This is a genomic window from Leucobacter viscericola, from assembly GCF_011299575.1.
Lineage (GTDB): Bacteria > Actinomycetota > Actinomycetes > Actinomycetales > Microbacteriaceae > Leucobacter > Leucobacter viscericola.
In genome coordinates, this window is record NZ_CP049863.1 from 895,612 (window position 1) to 913,134 (window position 17,523).

At 60.8% G+C, this 17,523-nt stretch carries 15 protein-coding genes; 6 read left to right on the top strand and 9 right to left on the bottom strand.

The annotated features are described in order from the left end of the window. The 5 genes from G7068_RS04260 to G7068_RS04280 all read right to left on the bottom strand — a co-directional run bounded on the left by G7068_RS04260 (window position 1) and on the right by G7068_RS04280 (window position 5,227). Window positions 1-1,317, bottom strand: coding sequence for an MFS transporter (locus G7068_RS04260; RefSeq protein WP_205881343.1), 1,317 nt, complete (start codon window positions 1,315-1,317; stop codon window positions 1-3). Window positions 1,318-1,441: 124 nt separating this feature from the next. Beyond that, the gene (locus G7068_RS04265; RefSeq protein WP_166289383.1) at window positions 1,442-2,728 is read right to left on the bottom strand and encodes an MFS transporter; all 1,287 of its coding nucleotides are present in this window, start codon (window positions 2,726-2,728) and stop codon (window positions 1,442-1,444) included. Window positions 2,729-2,854: 126 nt separating this feature from the next. Beyond that, window positions 2,855-3,550: a helix-turn-helix transcriptional regulator gene (locus tag G7068_RS04270; protein ID WP_166289386.1), complete on the bottom strand. Its 696-nt coding sequence runs from the start codon at window positions 3,548-3,550 to the stop codon at window positions 2,855-2,857. A gap of 130 nt (window positions 3,551-3,680) precedes the next feature. Beyond that, window positions 3,681-4,100, bottom strand: coding sequence for a molybdenum cofactor biosynthesis protein MoaE (locus tag G7068_RS04275; protein ID WP_166289389.1), 420 nt, complete (start codon window positions 4,098-4,100; stop codon window positions 3,681-3,683). Beyond that, window positions 4,097-5,227, bottom strand: a complete 1,131-nt coding sequence (locus G7068_RS04280) for a ThiF family adenylyltransferase (protein WP_166289392.1) — start codon at window positions 5,225-5,227, stop codon at window positions 4,097-4,099. The genes G7068_RS04275 and G7068_RS04280 overlap by 4 nt, the downstream gene beginning before the upstream one ends. 96 nt (window positions 5,228-5,323) lie before the next feature. Here G7068_RS04280 and G7068_RS04285 point away from each other — a divergent pair, with 96 nt between their 5' ends. Genes G7068_RS04285 through G7068_RS04300 form a run of 4 tightly spaced genes read left to right on the top strand, consistent with a single transcriptional unit; the run spans window position 5,324 to window position 7,851 of the window. After that, window positions 5,324-5,590 carry a MoaD/ThiS family protein gene (locus G7068_RS04285; protein WP_166289395.1) on the top strand — a complete coding sequence of 89 codons (267 nt, stop codon included), beginning with the start codon at window positions 5,324-5,326 and terminating at the stop codon, window positions 5,588-5,590. Continuing rightward, window positions 5,587-6,885 (top strand): molybdopterin molybdotransferase MoeA, encoded by a 1,299-nt coding sequence (locus tag G7068_RS04290; RefSeq protein ID WP_166289398.1) that lies wholly within the window; start codon window positions 5,587-5,589, stop codon window positions 6,883-6,885. The genes G7068_RS04285 and G7068_RS04290 overlap by 4 nt, the downstream gene beginning before the upstream one ends. Next, entirely contained in the window at window positions 6,878-7,372 is a 495-nt protein-coding gene (gene moaC / locus G7068_RS04295; protein ID WP_166289401.1) for a cyclic pyranopterin monophosphate synthase MoaC, read from the top strand. Before G7068_RS04290 ends, moaC begins: the two co-directional genes overlap by 8 nt. Further along, window positions 7,369-7,851 (top strand): MogA/MoaB family molybdenum cofactor biosynthesis protein, encoded by a 483-nt coding sequence (locus G7068_RS04300; RefSeq protein WP_166289404.1) that lies wholly within the window; start codon window positions 7,369-7,371, stop codon window positions 7,849-7,851. Before moaC ends, G7068_RS04300 begins: the two co-directional genes overlap by 4 nt. A gap of 13 nt (window positions 7,852-7,864) precedes the next feature. Here the strand turns inward: G7068_RS04300 and G7068_RS04305 are convergent, their stop codons facing one another. The 3 genes from G7068_RS04305 to G7068_RS04315 form a co-directional block, all read right to left on the bottom strand. Next, window positions 7,865-8,290 carry a hypothetical protein gene (locus tag G7068_RS04305; RefSeq protein WP_166289407.1) on the bottom strand — a complete coding sequence of 142 codons (426 nt, stop codon included), beginning with the start codon at window positions 8,288-8,290 and terminating at the stop codon, window positions 7,865-7,867. 142 nt (window positions 8,291-8,432) lie between these two features. Beyond that, entirely contained in the window at window positions 8,433-9,869 is a 1,437-nt protein-coding gene (locus G7068_RS04310; RefSeq protein ID WP_166289410.1) for an NCS2 family permease, read from the bottom strand. A gap of 139 nt (window positions 9,870-10,008) precedes the next feature. After that, entirely contained in the window at window positions 10,009-10,380 is a 372-nt protein-coding gene (locus G7068_RS04315) for an FKBP-type peptidyl-prolyl cis-trans isomerase (RefSeq protein WP_166289413.1), read from the bottom strand. Between the two features lie 198 nt (window positions 10,381-10,578). Between G7068_RS04315 and G7068_RS04320 the strand changes: the two genes are divergently transcribed. Both G7068_RS04320 and G7068_RS04325 read left to right on the top strand, forming a co-directional pair. Further along, window positions 10,579-11,445: a fumarylacetoacetate hydrolase family protein gene (locus G7068_RS04320; protein ID WP_166289416.1), complete on the top strand. Its 867-nt coding sequence runs from the start codon at window positions 10,579-10,581 to the stop codon at window positions 11,443-11,445. Window positions 11,446-11,540: 95 nt separating this feature from the next. After that, entirely contained in the window at window positions 11,541-14,129 is a 2,589-nt protein-coding gene (locus G7068_RS04325; RefSeq protein ID WP_166289419.1) for a helix-turn-helix transcriptional regulator, read from the top strand. Between the two features lie 69 nt (window positions 14,130-14,198). Here the strand turns inward: G7068_RS04325 and G7068_RS04330 are convergent, their stop codons facing one another. Further along, window positions 14,199-17,480 (bottom strand): DUF7507 domain-containing protein, encoded by a 3,282-nt coding sequence (locus G7068_RS04330; protein ID WP_166289422.1) that lies wholly within the window; start codon window positions 17,478-17,480, stop codon window positions 14,199-14,201. Window positions 17,481-17,523: the final 43 nt, after the last annotated feature.

Genomic DNA, 17,523 nt, shown 5'->3' on the forward strand with positions numbered 1-17,523 from the left:
TTAGCTCGGCATCTCAGCATTGCGGCGGGTGTAGTAGTGCCAGGCGAGCCAGGTGCAGATCGCACAGAACACGGCACAACCGATGAAGAAAGAGGTCGGGTCGATGAACGAAAGCGAGACGCCAACAATGAAGGGCCCGAAGGCGGCGAGCGCCGCGGTCCAGCCGATGGCTCCGCCTGCCTGGCGTTTCGGGAAGATCATGGGCATCTGTTTGAACGTGCCAGCGTTCGTGAACCCCGCGAAGAAGAAAATGATGAGCATGCCAGTCAAAAAGCCCCAGAACTCGTCCACCGATGACGGCGAGAGGAAGAAGGCTGTAACGACGGTGCCTGCGGTCATACCGATGCCACCAACGAAGGTGAAGACCGCGCCACCAAACTTGTCGCAGAGAGGACCACAGAGCGCACGAACCAGTGCGCCCAGCAGCGGGCCGATGAACGCAAAGGCGAGCGGGTTGGGTCCGTCTTCGAAGCCGCCGTAGACACTACGAATGATGAGCCCCATCTGCGCCGCAAGGCCACTGTAGAGGCCAAACGACATCATGTAGAGCGCCGTCATAATCCAGGTGTGCTTCAGCCGGAAGATGTCGAACTGCTCGCGGAAATTAGCCTTGACCGGCACTCGCCGCAGGTACACAACCGCGAGCACTACGGCGAGCACAGCCCACGGGATCAGCACGAGACCCGCGTTGTGCAGCCAGATCAGCGCACCGTCGTTCTTCTGCTGCGGTGCGAGGTAGGAGGTGCCGAGGAGCCCAAAGCCAATGACCCACGGGATGAGAAATTGAACGAGCCCGATGCCGAAGTTGCCGATTCCGGCCTGCAGGCCGAGAGCGGTGCCCTGTAGGCGCTTCGGAAAGAAGTAGCTCGTCGAGGCCATAAATCCTGAGAAGCTACCACCTGCGATGCCCGAGGCGATCGCCAACATGATCAGAACGGAGTACGAGGTTGTGGAATCCTGTACCGCCATTGCCCAGCCGCCCATCGGAATGAGCAAAAAGAGGGTGTTGTAGACCACGAGGTTTCGGGTACCGATGATGGGCGGCAGAAACAGGAGAAGGAAGCGGCTCACTCCGGCTGCCAGGCCCGGCATCGCCGCGAGCCAGTACAGCTGTCCGTCGGTGAGGTTGAAGCCGATCTCGTTCAATCGCGGTGCGATAGCACTCACCAGGTACCAGGTGGAGAAGCCGAGCATGAGCGCGTACGTCGTGATCGACAGGGTACGCCAGGCAAGCTTGCTGTCCCAGGTAGCGGCGTTTTCTGGATCCCAGTTCGAGAGATCCTTTTTGAGCGTGGTTGACATGGTTTCGGTCGACATGCTGTCTCCTCGTGCGATTCTTCGGCGACCCTCTAAGAAGCCCCGAACTCTGTATTCAGTCAAGCGAAGAGCCCCGGCTCACTCAACGAGCAAAGGCCGGAAATAAGGTTTGGACCCTCGGGGGCTACCCGGCATCACGGTCCGCGGTGGCCGGGTGTGCGCGGTCGCGATGGTCGTGTGAGACAACCACCTGCATCCACACCAAAGAGATGAGCGCAATGCCAAACAGCACCCCGAACGTTGCGCTCTGCATGCTCAAACCGGTCCACTCCTGCGCGTAGGCGAATAATGGCGGTAGCGCCACAGCGCCGAGCCCACCGATCAGGCCGACAAGCCCACCGACCGCACCAACGTCTTTAGGGAAGTACTCGGGGATGTGCTTGAAGACGGCTGCCTTACCCACCCCCATGGCGATCCCCACTACAAAGAGCAATACTGTGAATACCCACACGTTGCTCGGCACCATCATCGCGCCAGTCGCGAGCACCATGGTGCACAGCGAGATGTACATGATTGGCCTGGCACCGTGCTTGTCAGAGAGCCAGCCCCCGACTGGGCGAAGCAGTGACGCTGGAAAGATGAATAGCGCTGTGAGGAGTGCAGCCAACCCCAGGTTCAGACCGAAGTTCTTGACGTAAAAAGTGGGCATCCATCCTGAGAGCGCGACGTACGCACCAAAGACGACGACGTAGTAAAGCGAGAACCGCCACACGCGCACCTTCTTAAGCACCCGAAACTGTTGCGCCAGCGGCACTCCCGCGCCGGGTGTGATGTCGGGTCGCGGGGAGCCATACCAAGTAATCGCGGCCATAACCAGAAGCAGTAACGCATACATGACCGGAATAAATCGCCAGCCGCCCGGAATCAACCCGCCAAGAAACCCTCCTGCAGGCAATACCGCGAGCAACAGCGGCGCCACCAGTTTGGTCACCGAAGCGCCCACGTTGCCAGCGCCAAAGATGCCGAGCGCGAGCCCCTGCTGCGACTTTGGGTACCACGCGCTCACCCACGAGACACCGATGGTGAAGCTGTTGCCCGCCAAACCAATGAGAAACGCGAAGATGAGCAGTTGTGTATAAGAGTCAGCGTAGATAACGAAGTACGTCGGGATCGCGCTGACCACCATGAGTGCGGCCATCACACTGCGGCCGCCCCAGCGGTCCGCCATGATTCCTGTGATGAGCCGCCACAGCGACCCGTTCAGCGCCGCGACCGAAATAAGCCAGGCGACCTGGGAGTTTGTGAGCCCAAATTCCTCCGCGATCGGTACGGAGAGCACACCAAATTGCAGCCACACCGCAAACATGAGCGTGAAGCCGATGGTACCGATCCAAAGCACTTTGCTGCGATCTCGCGTCGACCGAGATCGCTGAACTACGGTCGAAGAAGTGTCAGATAACGTCTGTGCCATGAAGCCCACCTCGATGAGATTGGGCGGCGGGACCGCCCGCCTTTAGGTGACTTCAGGTTATGGTTTGACGGCGACGAATGGCTGGCTCAAAAACCGGAAATAACCGGTTGTCTGAGGTCAGCGCAATTATTCGCTGGCGCGCACAGCAGGAAACGGAAGGGCGGCAGAGGCTTGTTCGGCCTGTCGTTTCTGCTCAACCTGCTTGAGGTGAAGCTTGCAGACTCCGGGGGTCGCAAACGGGTGAAGCTGATCCGCCTTAAGCGGTCCCTGAGTAATGGCGAGCATCATGTCGATCAGACCGAGGTGAACCGCGCACACCATCTCTTGATGATCTGAAACCATCGATTTGAAGGGGCACGAGAAGAGATTTACTTCAAGGTTGGTGTGATCGATTTCAGGATCGAATCCCACCTGCTCGAGGTGATCTTCAAGGATTTCAAGTTGCTGAGTGATCTCATCGTCAACAGTTTCGCCAAGCGGTTCATTGATGTTCTGCTCCATCAGGATCCGTTTGAAAAGATCAGCTCTACTTTGCGCTGATTCAAGTTTGCGCTCACCAATATCGTCAAGGTCTTCGTGCCCGGTTCTGGCAGAGTAAAACATCTTCGGACGACCCCGAGTTTTGCGATCCTCACTGCGTGCTAACACAAAACCGTCTTCAACGAGTCGCTGCAGGTGCTCGCGCACGGTGTTGTGGTGCAGTTCGACTTCAGCAGCAAGTTCATCGGCCGTGCACTCCCCCTGTCTCTGCAGCACAAAAAGTAGCTGCACTCGGCTCAGGGAAGACAACGTGCGGTAGGTGCTCATATGGTCAAGCGACATGGTCGTAAAAAACCTCGGTCAATTCGTGGAACGGTGAACGCACCCGATTTCTGACGTTCGAGGCGCGAGATGAGGCCCCTGCACCCTTATCCGGGCTCATTCTAACTGACGATTCAGAGAACGCCTCGGGCTACGAATCGATCCCAACCCACTCCGAGGTTCCGGCCGCGAAGTGCTGCCGTTTCCAAATGGGCACCTCGTGTTTGATCCGTTCGACCAGGCGTTCGATCGCCGCAAACGCCTCAGCGCGGTGCGCAGCGGAGGCCGCGGCGACGAGGGCGGCGTCGCCTATTTCGAGCGAACCGATCCGGTGCACCGCGGCCAACCGCAGCCCCGTGCTCGCCTGCTCCGCAGCGACAAGTTCCCGCAAAAATCGTTCGGCCTCGGGGTGCGCGCTGTAGTCGAGGGCGCTCACGCCCTCTCCCCCGTCGTGGTTCCGAATCACGCCATAGAACACCACCGTTGCCCCGCACTCGGGTGAGTCAACGGCGGCCCGCACGGCGGCCTCGTCAATTGGCTGGTCGGTGATCTTGGCATAGACCTCGGTCATCGTGCACTTCCTTCAAGTAGCTGTGGAGCGATCCGCGCGAGCTCTTGTACCCCGCCACGCAAGAAGCGCACCTCGCCGCCGCCGCGCGCGATGAGAAGCTTTGCAGCGCGGATCGATCGCGGGTCTCGCTCGCAGTACACAATAGCGGGGGTTGTGAGCGGTGAGGATCCGGCCTCGAGTTCGTCCAGGGGAAGCGACTCAGAGCCGGTGATCCACAGCCGCTCTCGTTCCTCAACCGTGCGAACGTCGAGGAGCGTTGGCACCCCGCCAGCACCCAGCAACGCGAGAAGCTCGGCAGCCGTTACGGAGGGTGGTTCGGGATCGGGCCCGGCACAGAAGAGCTCGTAGTCGATCAGCTCGGTGACCGGCTTCGCCGCGGGATCCTGCCTGAAGGCCAGCTCTCGGGTCGCTGCCCGCAGCGAGTCATAGATCAGCACTCTGCCGAGCAGCGGATCACCGATTCCGGTGAGGAGTTTGAGGGTCTCCGTCGCGAGCAACGAACCGATCGTGCCGCACAGTCCGGGCAGCACCCCGCCCGTGCCGCAGTCAACAACGTCTTCGGGGGCTGGCGGGCTCGGAAACAGGTCGCGATACCCGGGGTACCGGGGGCGCCACGAAACCCCCACCTGGCCGTGAAACTGCAGGATCGATCCCCACACGAGCGGCAAACCGAGCAGCTCGGCGGCATCGGCGACGAGGTAGCGGGTCGGAAAGTTATCGCTGCCGTCGACGATCAGGTCGTAATCACGAAAGATGTCGAGAGCGTTTTCAATGGTGAGTCTCGTGTTGTGCGTCACAACGTGAATCGAGGGATCGATGGCACGGACGGAGTCGGCGAGCGAGTCCACCTTGGCCCTACCAATATCTGCGGTGCCGTGCGATACCTGCCGGTGCAGGTTGGAGAGCTCAACACGGTCATCATCGACGATCCCGATCGTGCCGACTCCCGCCCCCGCGAGATAGGGCACACTCGCGCTGCCCAGCCCGCCTGCCCCGACAACGAGCACCCGCGCTGCTGCGATCCTGCGCTGAGCCTGTTCCCCGAATCCTGGCAACAGCATCTGGCGCTGTGCGCGCGAGCGCTGCTCCGCAGTCAGTTCCGGGCCTTCATCCCGCATAGCTTCCATGCGGCAAGTCTAGATTGTGGCCCAGACAAGCTTCACCGTTATTATTCACGATCTGCAGGCCGGGAACCCCCGAACCTCACCGGGTAGCATGTCGGTATGGCGCAGATTACCGTTCGCTACTTTGCCGCGGCCGCGGAGGCCGCCGGTCGCGAAGAAGAACCCTGGGACCTCGACGCGGCCGACACACTCGAATCGCTGAAAGGCGCACTCGGCGAGCGCTACGGCGAGCCCATGCGCAAGGTGCTGCGATCCGGATCCTTCCTGGTTGACGGTGTCGTGCGCCGTGAGGGCGCCATTACGGCGGTCGGCAGTGAAATTCGAGGCATCACGGTCGACGTACTCCCACCGTTTGCGGGCGGATGAGCACGAACAGGCGTCTGATTGAGACGCACCAGCAAGCGGTCCGCTCACTTCTCACCCCGGTGTTCAAGAGGCTTCGGGCGGCGACCCCCGACTCCGTCGCGGTTGACTCTCCCGAGCTGCTAGGCCGAGTCGTAGCGATGGAAGTCACAACCGCAATTCCGCTGCCTCCCTTCGATAATTCTCAAATGGACGGGTACGCGGTCAGAGCTGAAGACGTAGCCACTGCGAGCCCTTCCCTCCCCGTGACGCTGACGCTCGGCTTCACAACGGCGGCCGGCGACTCGCAACTCACGCACGTTCCAGGAACCGCTTCTCCCGTCATGACGGGAGCCGTCATTCCGCTCGGTGCCGATGCCGTCGTGCCAGTCGAACTCACACTTCCCCCGCGGTTTCCAAAACTGAACCGCAGGGGCGAGCCGGATCCCACCGGTAACGTGGATATTGCATCGGCCGCACCCGCGGGCCAATTCGTGCGCAAGCGCGGCGAAGACGCCCCAAGCGGCGCACCGATCCTTCCCGCGGGCACCCGGTTGACACCGACCCGCGTTGGTGCGCTCGCCGCAGCCGGATGCACCACCGTCCAGGTTCTTCCGCGGCTGCGCGTGCTGCTCTGTTCAACCGGTGATGAAATTAGTCAGGTTTCTGAGCCGACTCAGGCCAGTGAACCGAGCCAGCTTGAGATCGGAAAGATTCACGACGCCAACACACCGATGCTCGCCGCTGCCCTGCGGGAGGCGGGTGCCGAAGTGGACACTCTGCGCTGCGGAGATCAGGCAGGAGCCCTGCAAGAGGCCCTTGCGTCAGTCTCCGCCAGCTACGACCTGATCATCACCTCGGGCGGCATCAGCGCCGGTGCGTTTGAGGTGGTACGTGAGGCATTCGCACCGCTCGGGGCCGAGTTCTTGTCGGTTGCCATGCAACCTGGTGGACCACAGGGCCTAGGCGAGATCGTACTTCCCGGGGGCGCAGTCCCCGCGGTGTGTTTTCCAGGCAACCCCGTCAGCGCGTTTATCTCGGCCGAGTGCTTTGTACTTCCGCTGCTTCGCGAGTACGCAGGCCTACCTGCGGAACGCCCACGGGTGCAACGACAGCTCGCCCACGACACGAGCTCACCTCTTGAGAAGCATCAGGTGCGCCGCGGGCGCATTGAAGCGGATGGCCGCGTGTCGCTGAGCGGCCCCGGGTCACACCTGCTCAGCGAGCTCGCGCTCGCCGACGTGCTGGTGCAACTACCACTGGGCCAAGACTCATTTCTCGAAAACACCCCGGTCGAAACCTGGAGGATCAATGACTGACACGACTACGCCCGAATCCCAGCAGCTCACTCACCTGCGCGGCGACGGCAGCGCGCACATGGTCGATGTCACGGAGAAGCCCGTGACGAAACGCACGGCACGCGCCGAGGCAACCCTGGTCACCCGCGCAGACGTCGTCGAGCTACTCGTTTCTGGTGAACTGCCCAAGGGCGAGGCACTCGGCACCGCACGTATCGCGGGGATCATGGCTGCCAAGCGCACCTCGGAGTTGATTCCGCTTTGTCACCCGCTGCCACTCACAAAACTCGCCGTGGATTTTGAACCGCAGGGTGATCGCGTGCGGATCCTCGCGACCGTCACCACCCGAGGAGTCACCGGCGTCGAGATGGAAGCGCTGACGGCCGCGAGCGTCGCCGCTCTCACGCTCTACGACATGATTAAGGCCGTGGACAAACACGCTGCGATCACCGACACGCGTGTGCTGGCGAAATCGGGCGGCAAGAGCGGCGATTGGTCGGTCGAGTGACCCGGCGCGCGGTTGTCATCGTTGCCTCCACCCGCGCCGCAGCGGAGCAGGCGGAGGACCGGACCGGACCCGTGATCCGCGACTGGCTTGAGGCCCGGGGGTTTGAGACAAACTCGCCCGTCATAGTCGCTGATGGCTCCCCTGTCGGCGACGCAGCCCGCACAGTGTTGAAGACGCAACCAACAGTCATCATCACGACCGGCGGCACCGGCATCTCGCCGAGCGATGCAACACCCGAACAGATCGCGCCCCTGCTTGATGTACAGCTTCCCGGGATCATCGAAGAAATTCGCCGCCGTGGCGCTGCCGTGGTCGCCACCGCAATCGTCACCCGCGGTGTCGCCGGTTTCTCAGGCGACACCTTTCTGGTAACTCTGCCGGGATCACCGGGAGGAGTGCGCGATGGCCTGGCCGTGCTCGACTCAGTGCTGGAACACCTACTCGGCCAGCGTATGGGGTCAGCATCCGGTAACCACTAGCGCACGGACGCTGCTAGCGCTCTCCTATCTCAGGGAACACCCGTTTCGAGATCGCTTGCACGTCACCGTCAAGATTGTTCATTTGCTTCTCGAGACTACCGAAGCGTCGATCGACATCGTCAAAGCGCAGTACCATCTCGGTTCTGAGTCCGTCAACGCGCTCGTTTACGGCAGTGAGCTTCAGATCCATTGCATCAATCCGCGAATTCACACCGTCAAACCTCGACTCCACCGAGTCAAACCGCGACTCCACCGAGTCGAACCTCGAACCCATGGCCTTAAACTGTTCGCCCACCGCCTTGAACTCCGACGTCACGGAGTCAAACTTTGCCGAAATCGTACGCATGAACAACTGCGTAATGACTCCGACCAGCCCAATCATCGTCGCACCGAACACCCCGATCAGGGTCCACACCTGCGGTTCATTCATCTCGATCATGCCTTTCATTCTGACTGATTTCAGACAAGAATGCCAGAGCTAAACCTCTGATCAAGGCGCAAAAACGCAATCTGTGGATAAGTTGCGGGATCCTTCTAAATACGACCGCCTGTTAGCGAAGTTCAACCCGCCAAAAAGACAGCTAGACCCCGAGCATCGCTTCAATCGGCCCGCGCGCGAAGAACACCACAAAACCGACCGCCACAACCCACAGCAGCCAGTGGACACGCTTTGCTTGACCACTGAGGGCATGAACGAGCACCCAGGCCACAAAACCCGCACCGATGCCGTTGGCGATTGAGTAGGTCATCGGCATCACCGTGACCGTCAAGAAGACGGGCAGCAGCACACGGAAGTCAGTGAAGTTGATGTTTTTGATCTGCGCCATCATCAGCGCACCAACGATCACCAGCGCGGCCGCAGCAACCTCGGTGGGCACAATCTGCGTAAGGGGCGTGAAGAACATCGCGAGTAAAAACATCGCGCCGGTCATGATGTTAGCGAAGCCCGTGCGCGCCCCCTCGCCGATACCCGCACCCGACTCAATAAAGACGGTGTTCGAGGACGACGAGGTGAGGCCGCCGGCAATCGCACCAACACCCTCAACAACCAGCGCAGACTTTAGGCGCGGGAAGTTGCCCTTCTCATCGGCCAAACCGGCCTCACGAGACAGCCCTGTAAAGGTGCCCATCGCGTCGAAGAAGTTCGTGAACAGCAGCGTGAAGACCAGCATGATGACGGTCACGATCCCGACCCGCCCAAGGTCAAAGCTCACCGCTCCAACCAGGCTCAGATCCGGAATACTAAATGGCGCCCCAGTGAGGCTCGGCACGGTGAGTCCCCAGCCGCCAGCGTGCTCCTGGCTCGATCCAAGATGCCAGATCGATTCAACGATCACGGAGATCACGGTGCCCGAAACGAGGCCGATCAGCAGGCCGCCCTTCACCTTGGCCGCGACGAGAACACCCGTGAGAATCAGCGTGACCACAAAGATGAGAGTCGGAATCGTAACAACGGATCCCCCGATGCCCAGCCCAACAGGAGGCGAGGGGTTTCCTGTTGCCGTAACAAACCCAGCGTTCACAAACCCGATGAAGGCGATAAACAGCCCGATACCAACCGTGATTGCAAGCTTGAGCTCAACGGGAACCGCATCAAAGATCATGCGGCGAAGGCCAGTGGCAGCGAGCAGCACAATCAACACACCGTTGATAACCACAAGCGCCATGGCTTCAGGCCAGGTCACCTGACCAACAACGGAGAAGGCGAGGAAGGCGTTGATCCCGAGCCCTGCAGCAAAGCTAAATGGCAAACGAGAGACAAGACCAAACAGGATCGTCATCACACCGGCGGTCAGCGCCGTCACCGCGCTCACCGCAGCGAAGGAGAGCTGGTTTCCATCGACGTCGGAGGTGGTGGTGAGGATGATCGGGTTAAGGATCACGATGTAGGCCATCGTCACGAAGGTAACCAGGCCACCACGAATCTCAGTCGCGAAGCTCGACCCCCGCTCGGTGATCTGGAAGTAGCGGTCAACCGCTCCCCGCGCTACAGCTTCCGTCTGGTTCGCCTCTGCCACAGGCTGCTCCGATCCTAGATCCTGGGTGTTTCCTGAACAGGAAAACCCTAACACCCTGGAGAGCGGTGCAATAACTTGGCTGCGTCTCACAAAAACAAAGGCCCCCGGACAGTGTCCGGGGGCCGAAGTTGTCGAGGCGTTAGCTCACGCCCTGCAGATCAATCACGAAGATCAGCGTCTTGCCCGAGAGCGGGTGTCCGCCAGCAGTGCCGTAAGCCTGTGCGGGCGGCACGATGAGCTTGCGGCGGCCGCCAACCTTCATTCCAGGGATGCCGGTCTGCCACCCCTGAATCAGCGAGCGCAGCGGGAAGTTGATTGACTCACCACGGCTCCACGAGGAATCAAACTCTTCGCCGGAATCAAACTCGACTCCGAGATAGTGCACGTCGACGGTCGAACTCGCGAGAGCCTCCTCGCCGGTTCCCTCGATGAGATCAACGATCTCAAGCTCGGTTGGTGCGGGCCCCTCGGGGGCATCGATCTCGGGCTTGGTGTTCGCAGTTTCAGTCATAACCTCATTCTCTCGGATTCTGAGGCAATTTCACCTCAGAGTTCGCTCAGAGGAAACTCCGTCATTTACGGCGGCAACCGAACCCGGTGTCGCGAGCCTCCCCCTCAGCCGAGCAAATTCCATAGCAAAGCTACCGAAGAACGGTCAGAAGTTTAGAGGTCACCACCAAGAGCCCGGCGGTTCCGATACCCTGGGGAAGTGAGATTTGCACACTTAATCAGCTCCCCAGGAAAATCCCCCGAACTTGTTGTGGTTCGAGGGGATCGATACATCCCTGTCAGCAGCCTCGGTGTGATCGCAAGCTCGCTGCAGCAGTTTATTGAGGCTGGCCCCGAAGCCCAGGATCGTGTGCGCGCCGCGCTGGCCGCGCTCCCCGAAGACGCGGGGCAAACAATCGACGGCACCAGCTTCGGCCCGGCCATCGTCGATCCCCCCATCGTTTTGGCTGTCGGCCTCAACTACGACGAACACGCGAGCGAGCTCAACCTCGACAACGACTCCGGCCCCGTGCTGTTTTCGCTGTTCCCCAACTCGCTCAACGGACACAACGCCGAGGTCCCCATCCCAACCCACATCAGCGAGGAAGTGGACTACGAGGGTGAACTCGGTGTGGTCATTGGCAAGGCGGCAAAGAACGTCTCGGCCGAGGAAGCGCTCGACTACGTGTTCGGGTACACCGTCATCAACGACATCACGGCGCGCAACATCCAGTTCCAAGAGCCACAGTGGTCGCGCTGCAAGTCGTTCGACGGCTTCACCCCCGTTGGCCCGGTTGTTGTGACCGCAGATCAGATTCCAGATCCGCAGGCGCTGCACCTCACGACCGACGTGGACGGGCTTCGTGTGCAGGACTCCTCAACCGGTTTCATGATCCGCACGGTGGCGCAACTCATCGCGTCGATCTCGCAGTCACTCACGCTACTCCCGGGCACGGTCATCTCTACAGGTTCTCCAGGGGGCGCTGGACGCTCGCGTAAGCCCCCGCTGTACCTTCGCCCCGGCACCGAGGTTACCGTGACGATTGAGAACATCGGCGCACTTACCTCACACTGCGTACAAGCATAAAAGGGCGGCTCCCTGAGGGAAGCTCCACTGAAATGTAGTAGCCTTTTTCTGCTTGGGGCGTTGCCGGGAGGCCCTAGCTCTTCTCAAGCTCAAAAGTGGGGGTTCTTGTGGTGTACGTTGCGCGTTCAGAAGAACTGGCGGCCTGTAGGACCGCTGTTTTACAGTGCCTTTCTATAGATATTGTTGGACGAGTAGGGAGTGGCCGCTCCGAACTCATTAAGGCCCTCACCGCGGAGCTGCTCGAGGCCGGACGCAAAGTCATCACGATTGCCGGCTACTCAGCGGCCGCCAACAAGCCGTTCAGGGCCCTTGAGCTCGCTGGATTTGGCGCAGGATCTGAGCGCGCTTCAGCTGAGCGCAACTCCCCCACAACCGCGCTTCTCAGGGCAGCTTCTGAGCGGCCCAGCGTCATCACGGTCGACGATGCTCATCTCCTTGACGATGACTCCTGGGCAGCACTCGCTGCCGTGCACACTGAAACAGGAACGCCGTTCGTCATCTCCCGCGCCCAAACATTGACCGCAGAGGGTGAATCAGACCGCTCGGTAAGGTCGCTCGCGTCTTCAACGATGATGCTCAAACTCGGACCGCTCACCTTCGAGGCGACCACTGAACTGCTGCTCGATCGCCTCGGTGGACCAGCCGAACTGGACGTTCTGTCGAGAGTGTTTCGCAAGTCGGGTGGGCTACCAGGTCTCGTTACTGCCATCGCCGACACAGCGATCCTCTCCGGCCGTCTGACACAAAAGGATCAGGTCTGGTCGATGTCCGGTGAGTTTTGGGACAGCAATCTGACCGGCTCCGTTAAGCATCTGCTTTCAGGCATGACCCGAAGCCAGATGGATCTCATCGAGGCGCTCGGGGTCTTTGGATCGCTGAGCTTAGATGTCGCCCTTGAGCTCGTCGGAGAAGAGGCGCTCGAATCGCTTGAGGCCTCAGAAGTCATCGCCATCGTTTCAACCGATGCGCAGGCAAAAGTCGCGCTCGATCCCCCACTCATAGGCGAGTGGGTCCGGCACGAACCGTCTTCGTTGCGGCGCAGACGTGTTACTGAGGCACTCAAGGAGAAATTTCCCGAGTCCAGGCCGCTCGCGCCGACCGCAACCTCGCGCGTTGACGGCGCACTGTCAACGGCAAACTCAGCATTGGGCGGCACGGTGGCACACGAGCGCGCAAACCGACTGAGAATCGCTCGCGACGCTTGGAAACTCAGCGGAGGCTTTTCGAGTGGCCTTACCCTTCTCAAGCAGCTCCACGCCTCACCTTCGAATCCCGAAGAGATCGAGGACGTGTATGAAAAGCTGCGCGAAGACGAGGGTGCCCCCTCCGAGCGGGCTGAGTTCCGTCAGCTTCGCATGCACTGGCTTGCTTACGGCCTGGACCGTCCACAGGAAGCAATCGGGCTTGCGCAAAACCTGCCGTCCGAGCTTCTCCCCTTCTCCGAGTACTTGTGCGCAGTAGCGCTGCGCATTCAGATCGACGCCTTCGGAGTGCCAAACGATGTTGACGATCAACTCGAGCAAATGCGCCAGCCTGACCAACGCGATTCAGGATGGGTCGATATTTCTGAGGCGTTTGTTCGTATCGTGCAGGGAAAGCCGGTCTCCGCACTCAACGTGTTGAGTCGAGTTACCCCGACGCCAGAGGGCGAGCTTGCCTCGATGCACGAGCTCTTGTATCTCTGGGCGCGTATGGGCAACGGTGAGGTCGCCTGGGGGTTCGAAGCCTCCATGAAGCTTCTCAACGCCGCGCTTGAGCGGTTTGATCTGCCGCTCACCAGGGCGTATGCACTTCCCGCGGCAACTTGCCTTCACGCCGTCGGGCACTACGGAGCCGGCGAATCTCTACTCGGGGCGGTGCTCACACTCGGCCCACCCGCGGTCGGGCAAGAACGCACACACGTCGCCCTGCTGAGCTATGCGGCCGCCTTTAGTTGCCTCGGTGGGCACTTCACCCTGGCAGACTCCCTCACTCGAGAGGCTGAACGGCCAGCGCTTCCGCCGAGCCCGTTTCCTGCGGCGACCGCGGGCCAGGCACGTGCGTCACTACAGAACCTCGCGGGCGACCGAGCGGGCGCGGTGCGCTCACTCGTTGAGTCTTTCGAAGAGTTGAAAGACCGCGGATACCTACTCTCCGCGGTCGACGGCGGCCTCATCAGCGGCGCGATGATGGGAATAGGCGACCTGCTCCCCACCATTTACCCCATGATCGGTTCCATGGAGGGAGAGTGGCGCCCGCGCTACCTCGGTTACATCATGGCCGTGGCGAAATCCGATGCGGCGGCATTGGAATCCAGCACGGCGCACCTCATTGAGGCGGGGCGGCTAGCCGCCGCGCAGTTCGGCGCGACAGAGCTGCGTCGACTGTACGTCGCAAACCAAGACAAATCCGGCGTCGAGCGCGCCGACAAACTCATCGAGCGTGTGGTCCGACTTCGAGACGATATTGACGTCTCTGCAGCCGCCTGGCTCTACGGCAAGCATTTTAGGATCACGGCCGACCTCACCGGCAGAGAGCAAGAGATGGCCCGTCTCGCCGCCAAGGGGCTCAGCAATCAGGCAATTGCGGATCACCTGACCGTGAGTCTCCGCACCGTCGAGACCCACCTCTCATCGGCCTACCGCAAACTCGGCATTCGCAACCGCGCTGACCTTCTTGAGCTCAACTGGGATTGGGACGCATAGCGAGCCCCTCAAACACGAAGGCTGGTCTTGAACGCAGTGCGCTCAAGACCAGCCAATCATTAATGCGAGTTAGCCGCGGCTTGTTGCGATTTTGCGGCGGCGCCACAGAACGATGCCAGCGCCGCTCAGAAGCAGCACGAACCCTGAGAGCAACACAGCGGTCGGGTTTGATCCCGTCTGTGCAAGACTCTCACCCGGCTTCGATGCAGCCGGAGCTGTCGCCGTCGTGACCGTGTCAGTAGGCGGCACAATCGCGTCGACTCCCTCGGGAGCAGTTGCGTGTCCCGTGGCCACATTCACGACCCCACCAGATGCAATATCTTTGGCGGTCACTCTGTAAGAGGTTGCGGTGACGCAGGTCATCGTCTCACCCGGCAGCAGTGTTGTTCTCGGGCAATTCACCCGGCCCGCTTTTGGATCATCAACTCCAACATCGGTGAGGGTCATATTTCCGGTGTTCATGAGCACAAATGAGTAGTCAATCGTCTCGTCTGGGTCGGCAAGACCGTTGCCGTTCTTGTCATTCAGTGCCGCGCTCTTGGCGAGCGTCATGGCTGCGACAGCCGCCGCGGTCGGAGTGGTCACCGTATCAATCGGTGGCACAACCGGGTCAATCCCCTCCGGGGTCACGGCCTTGCCCGTTGCAGTGTTCAGAACCTTGCCCTTGATCAGGTCGTGTTCTGTCACGACATACGCCGCATCCGCAGTACAGGTGATGGTCTCTCCTGGAGAGAGGTTCTCCTGGGGGCAGGTGACCGCGCCGGCCTGCGGATCTTCCACACCAACCCCCGTAAGGGTCACATTCCCGGTGTTCTTGAGCACAAACGAGTAGCTGATGGTCTCGCCGAGGTCGGCGACGCCGTTGGCATTTTTGTCATCGAGCTTCGCGGCTTTTTCGATGGATAGTCCACCAGCAGCGCTCGGGGTTGGTGTGGTTACCGTGTCGGTCGGCGGCACGATGGGATCCACGCCCTCCGGCGGGGTTGCGTTCCCCGTAGCCGTGTTCACAACTCCACCCGCAATAACGTCCTGTTCCGTCACGGTGTAGGGCGCATCTGCAGTACACATCATCTGCTCTCCGGGAGCAAGAACGGCCTGGGGGCAGGTCACTGCTCCGGCTTTCGGATCGTCTACGCTCACATCGGTAAGCGTCACGTTGCCATTGTTCACAACTCGAAACGAGTAAGCGATACGTTCGCCAGCGTCCGCGAGTCCGTTACCGTTTGCATCGTCAAGATCGGCGATTTTCTCCAGGGCCAGGCTCGGTCCGGGCACTGCGGCTGGTGTGACGATGGTGTCGGTCGGCGGCTCGATCGGCGCGACCCCCGGCGGAGGGGTCGCGATCCCCGTTGCCGTGTTAAACACACCGCGCGCGAGTACATCGTCTTCAGTCACCACGTAAGAGGCGTCTGCAGTGCACGTCACACTGGCGCCCGGGGCGAGAGTCGTTTGAGGACACGTGACGGCGCCTGCTTTTGTGTCGTCAACGCCCACTCCCGTGAGCGTCACGTTGCCCGTGTTCGTCAAGACAAACGAGTAATCGATCGTTTCACCCGCGTCCGCGAGGCCATTGCCGTTGGTATCGTTCAGTGATCCTGACTTCGCAATCGCGAGGCCTGCTGCCACCGCCGCGGTCGGAGTCGTCACGGTGTCCGTCGGAGGTGTGATTGGTTCCACTCCCTCGGGCACCGATGCGTTGCCCGTAGCGGTGTTCACAACGCCTCCGTCGATCACGTCCTGCTCCGCCACCGTGTACGCGGCATCAGCCGTGCACGTGACGGTTGCTCCCGGGGCCAGCGTTGTTTGCGGGCACGACACAGCACCGGCTTTTGGATCGTTGACACCAACACCGGTCAGAGTCACGCTTCCGGTATTCGTCAACACGAACGAGTAGTCAATTGTCTCTCCCACATCTGCAAGACCGTTTCCATTGTCATCGTTCACTGATGCAGACTTCTCGAGTGTGAGGGAGGCAGCGGTGGGGTCCACATCGACGGTCGCGGAGGAGGTGTCGGTGAGCGGTTCGAGTGTTGAGGTGAGTGCGGATGCTGTTGCTGTATTCACGAGGGTGCCAGACGGATCATTTGCCTGGGCTGCGGTTACAACGAGGGATCCGGTGCACACCATTGAAGCGGTCGGGCCGCCGGCTGCACCGAGCTCATTGACCGGGCAGACAACGTTGCTGATCAGCGGATCGGCAACTGTGACGTCGGAAAGCGGCTCAGCCCCGGTGTTCGTCACGACAAACTGGTACGGAATGGTGTCGCCAAGCGTGTAAGTATCCGGCTGCGGGGTCGTACGGTCAACCTGCTTGGTGATGTCGAGCTGCCCCAGGAGGTCAACCGTTTCAATGCGGAGGTTCCGGATCAGGTGCACATCCGTAATCGATCCGGTTGATCCCGAGATTCCGAACTTGTACGTCGCGGGCGCAGGGTCCGTCATCGTGTAAGTCAGCACGTTCTGGTAATTAGTGCTTGTCCCGGAGAAGTCGATGTCTACCGTCACAGTGGGGAAGGTGCCAGGGCTCACCGTAATACGCACGTTTCGGATCGCGTTATCTGGACCGGTAGCAGAGTGCAGGTTGCCGGGCAGAAGTGAATTATTGCTCGGCCCAATTGCGGAGTGCGCCAGCAAGCAGTAACCCGTTTGCCCCTCTCCCGGTCCGCGGAGAGACACGGTGTTTGAGACCCGCGTGGCAAAGGGAGAGGGGGTCGCGCACCCTCTGCCGAGGCCACCAAAGTCTCCGATAAAGTTGCCCCAGCTATCAAGGCCAACTCCAACGTAGCCACCCGCCACCCCGGGGGTGGTGTTGTTTTGCCCGTACCCGAGCGAACCGCCCTCGGCACCGACTCGGTCGAGGACACGAGACCCATCTGAGAGGAAGAACCCGATACCGTCGGCGGCAGCGCCACCGTACTGTGCCTGGTCAAAGTTCAGGATCATGCCCGCGCTCGACGGCAGCGCGCGGTCGAACACCATGCCGCCGGTCCCGTACTGGGTGTTGTCAGTAAGCTGCAGAAAACCGGGAAGCACTCCGGGGGTCGGTGTTCCAACGGTCTCAGTGCAGGGACCCAGATTTGACTGTGTAGGGCCTGGGGCCGCAGAAGCACCGGTTAGGCAGGCCTCACTCAGCCCAATCGCGCGCGCGTCGTTCACGCTCGCACCGGTAAAGGTCTCGTCAAGCAGCAGCGAACCGCCCGCTGCGTGTGCTGGGGTGGATGAGCTGGCTCCAACGAGCGACGCGCCAAGCATGGCGGTTATGGCGAGCCCGGCAAGCAGTCTGTTTCGCCCGGGCTTGAGGGTTCTTTGGGAACCACCCCCGCCACCGTTCGTCGAAATCGATCGTGTCATGCGATACATCAATTGTTTCCTTTGTTCTGTGATGCGTGTTGTA

Excerpts from the sequence above, each read along its gene's own strand:
- G7068_RS04315 (WP_166289413.1), bottom strand. The coding sequence starts at position 10,380 with ATGACTGAAACTGCGAACACCAAGCCCGAGATCGATGCCCCCGAGGGG.
- G7068_RS04275 (WP_166289389.1), bottom strand. The coding sequence starts at position 4,100 with ATGACCGAGGTCTATGCCAAGATCACCGACCAGCCAATTGACGAGGCC.
- G7068_RS04330 (WP_166289422.1), bottom strand. The coding sequence starts at position 17,480 with ATGACACGATCGATTTCGACGAACGGTGGCGGGGGTGGTTCCCAAAGA.
- G7068_RS04260 (WP_205881343.1), bottom strand. The coding sequence starts at position 1,317 with ATGTCGACCGAAACCATGTCAACCACGCTCAAAAAGGATCTCTCGAAC.
- moaC (WP_166289401.1), top strand. The coding sequence starts at position 6,878 with ATGACTGACACGACTACGCCCGAATCCCAGCAGCTCACTCACCTGCGC.
- G7068_RS04270 (WP_166289386.1), bottom strand. The coding sequence starts at position 3,550 with ATGTCGCTTGACCATATGAGCACCTACCGCACGTTGTCTTCCCTGAGC.
- G7068_RS04265 (WP_166289383.1), bottom strand. The coding sequence starts at position 2,728 with ATGGCACAGACGTTATCTGACACTTCTTCGACCGTAGTTCAGCGATCT.
- G7068_RS04285 (WP_166289395.1), top strand. The coding sequence starts at position 5,324 with ATGGCGCAGATTACCGTTCGCTACTTTGCCGCGGCCGCGGAGGCCGCC.
- G7068_RS04280 (WP_166289392.1), bottom strand. The coding sequence starts at position 5,227 with ATGGAAGCTATGCGGGATGAAGGCCCGGAACTGACTGCGGAGCAGCGC.
- G7068_RS04305 (WP_166289407.1), bottom strand. The coding sequence starts at position 8,290 with ATGATCGAGATGAATGAACCGCAGGTGTGGACCCTGATCGGGGTGTTC.
- G7068_RS04290 (WP_166289398.1), top strand. The coding sequence starts at position 5,587 with ATGAGCACGAACAGGCGTCTGATTGAGACGCACCAGCAAGCGGTCCGC.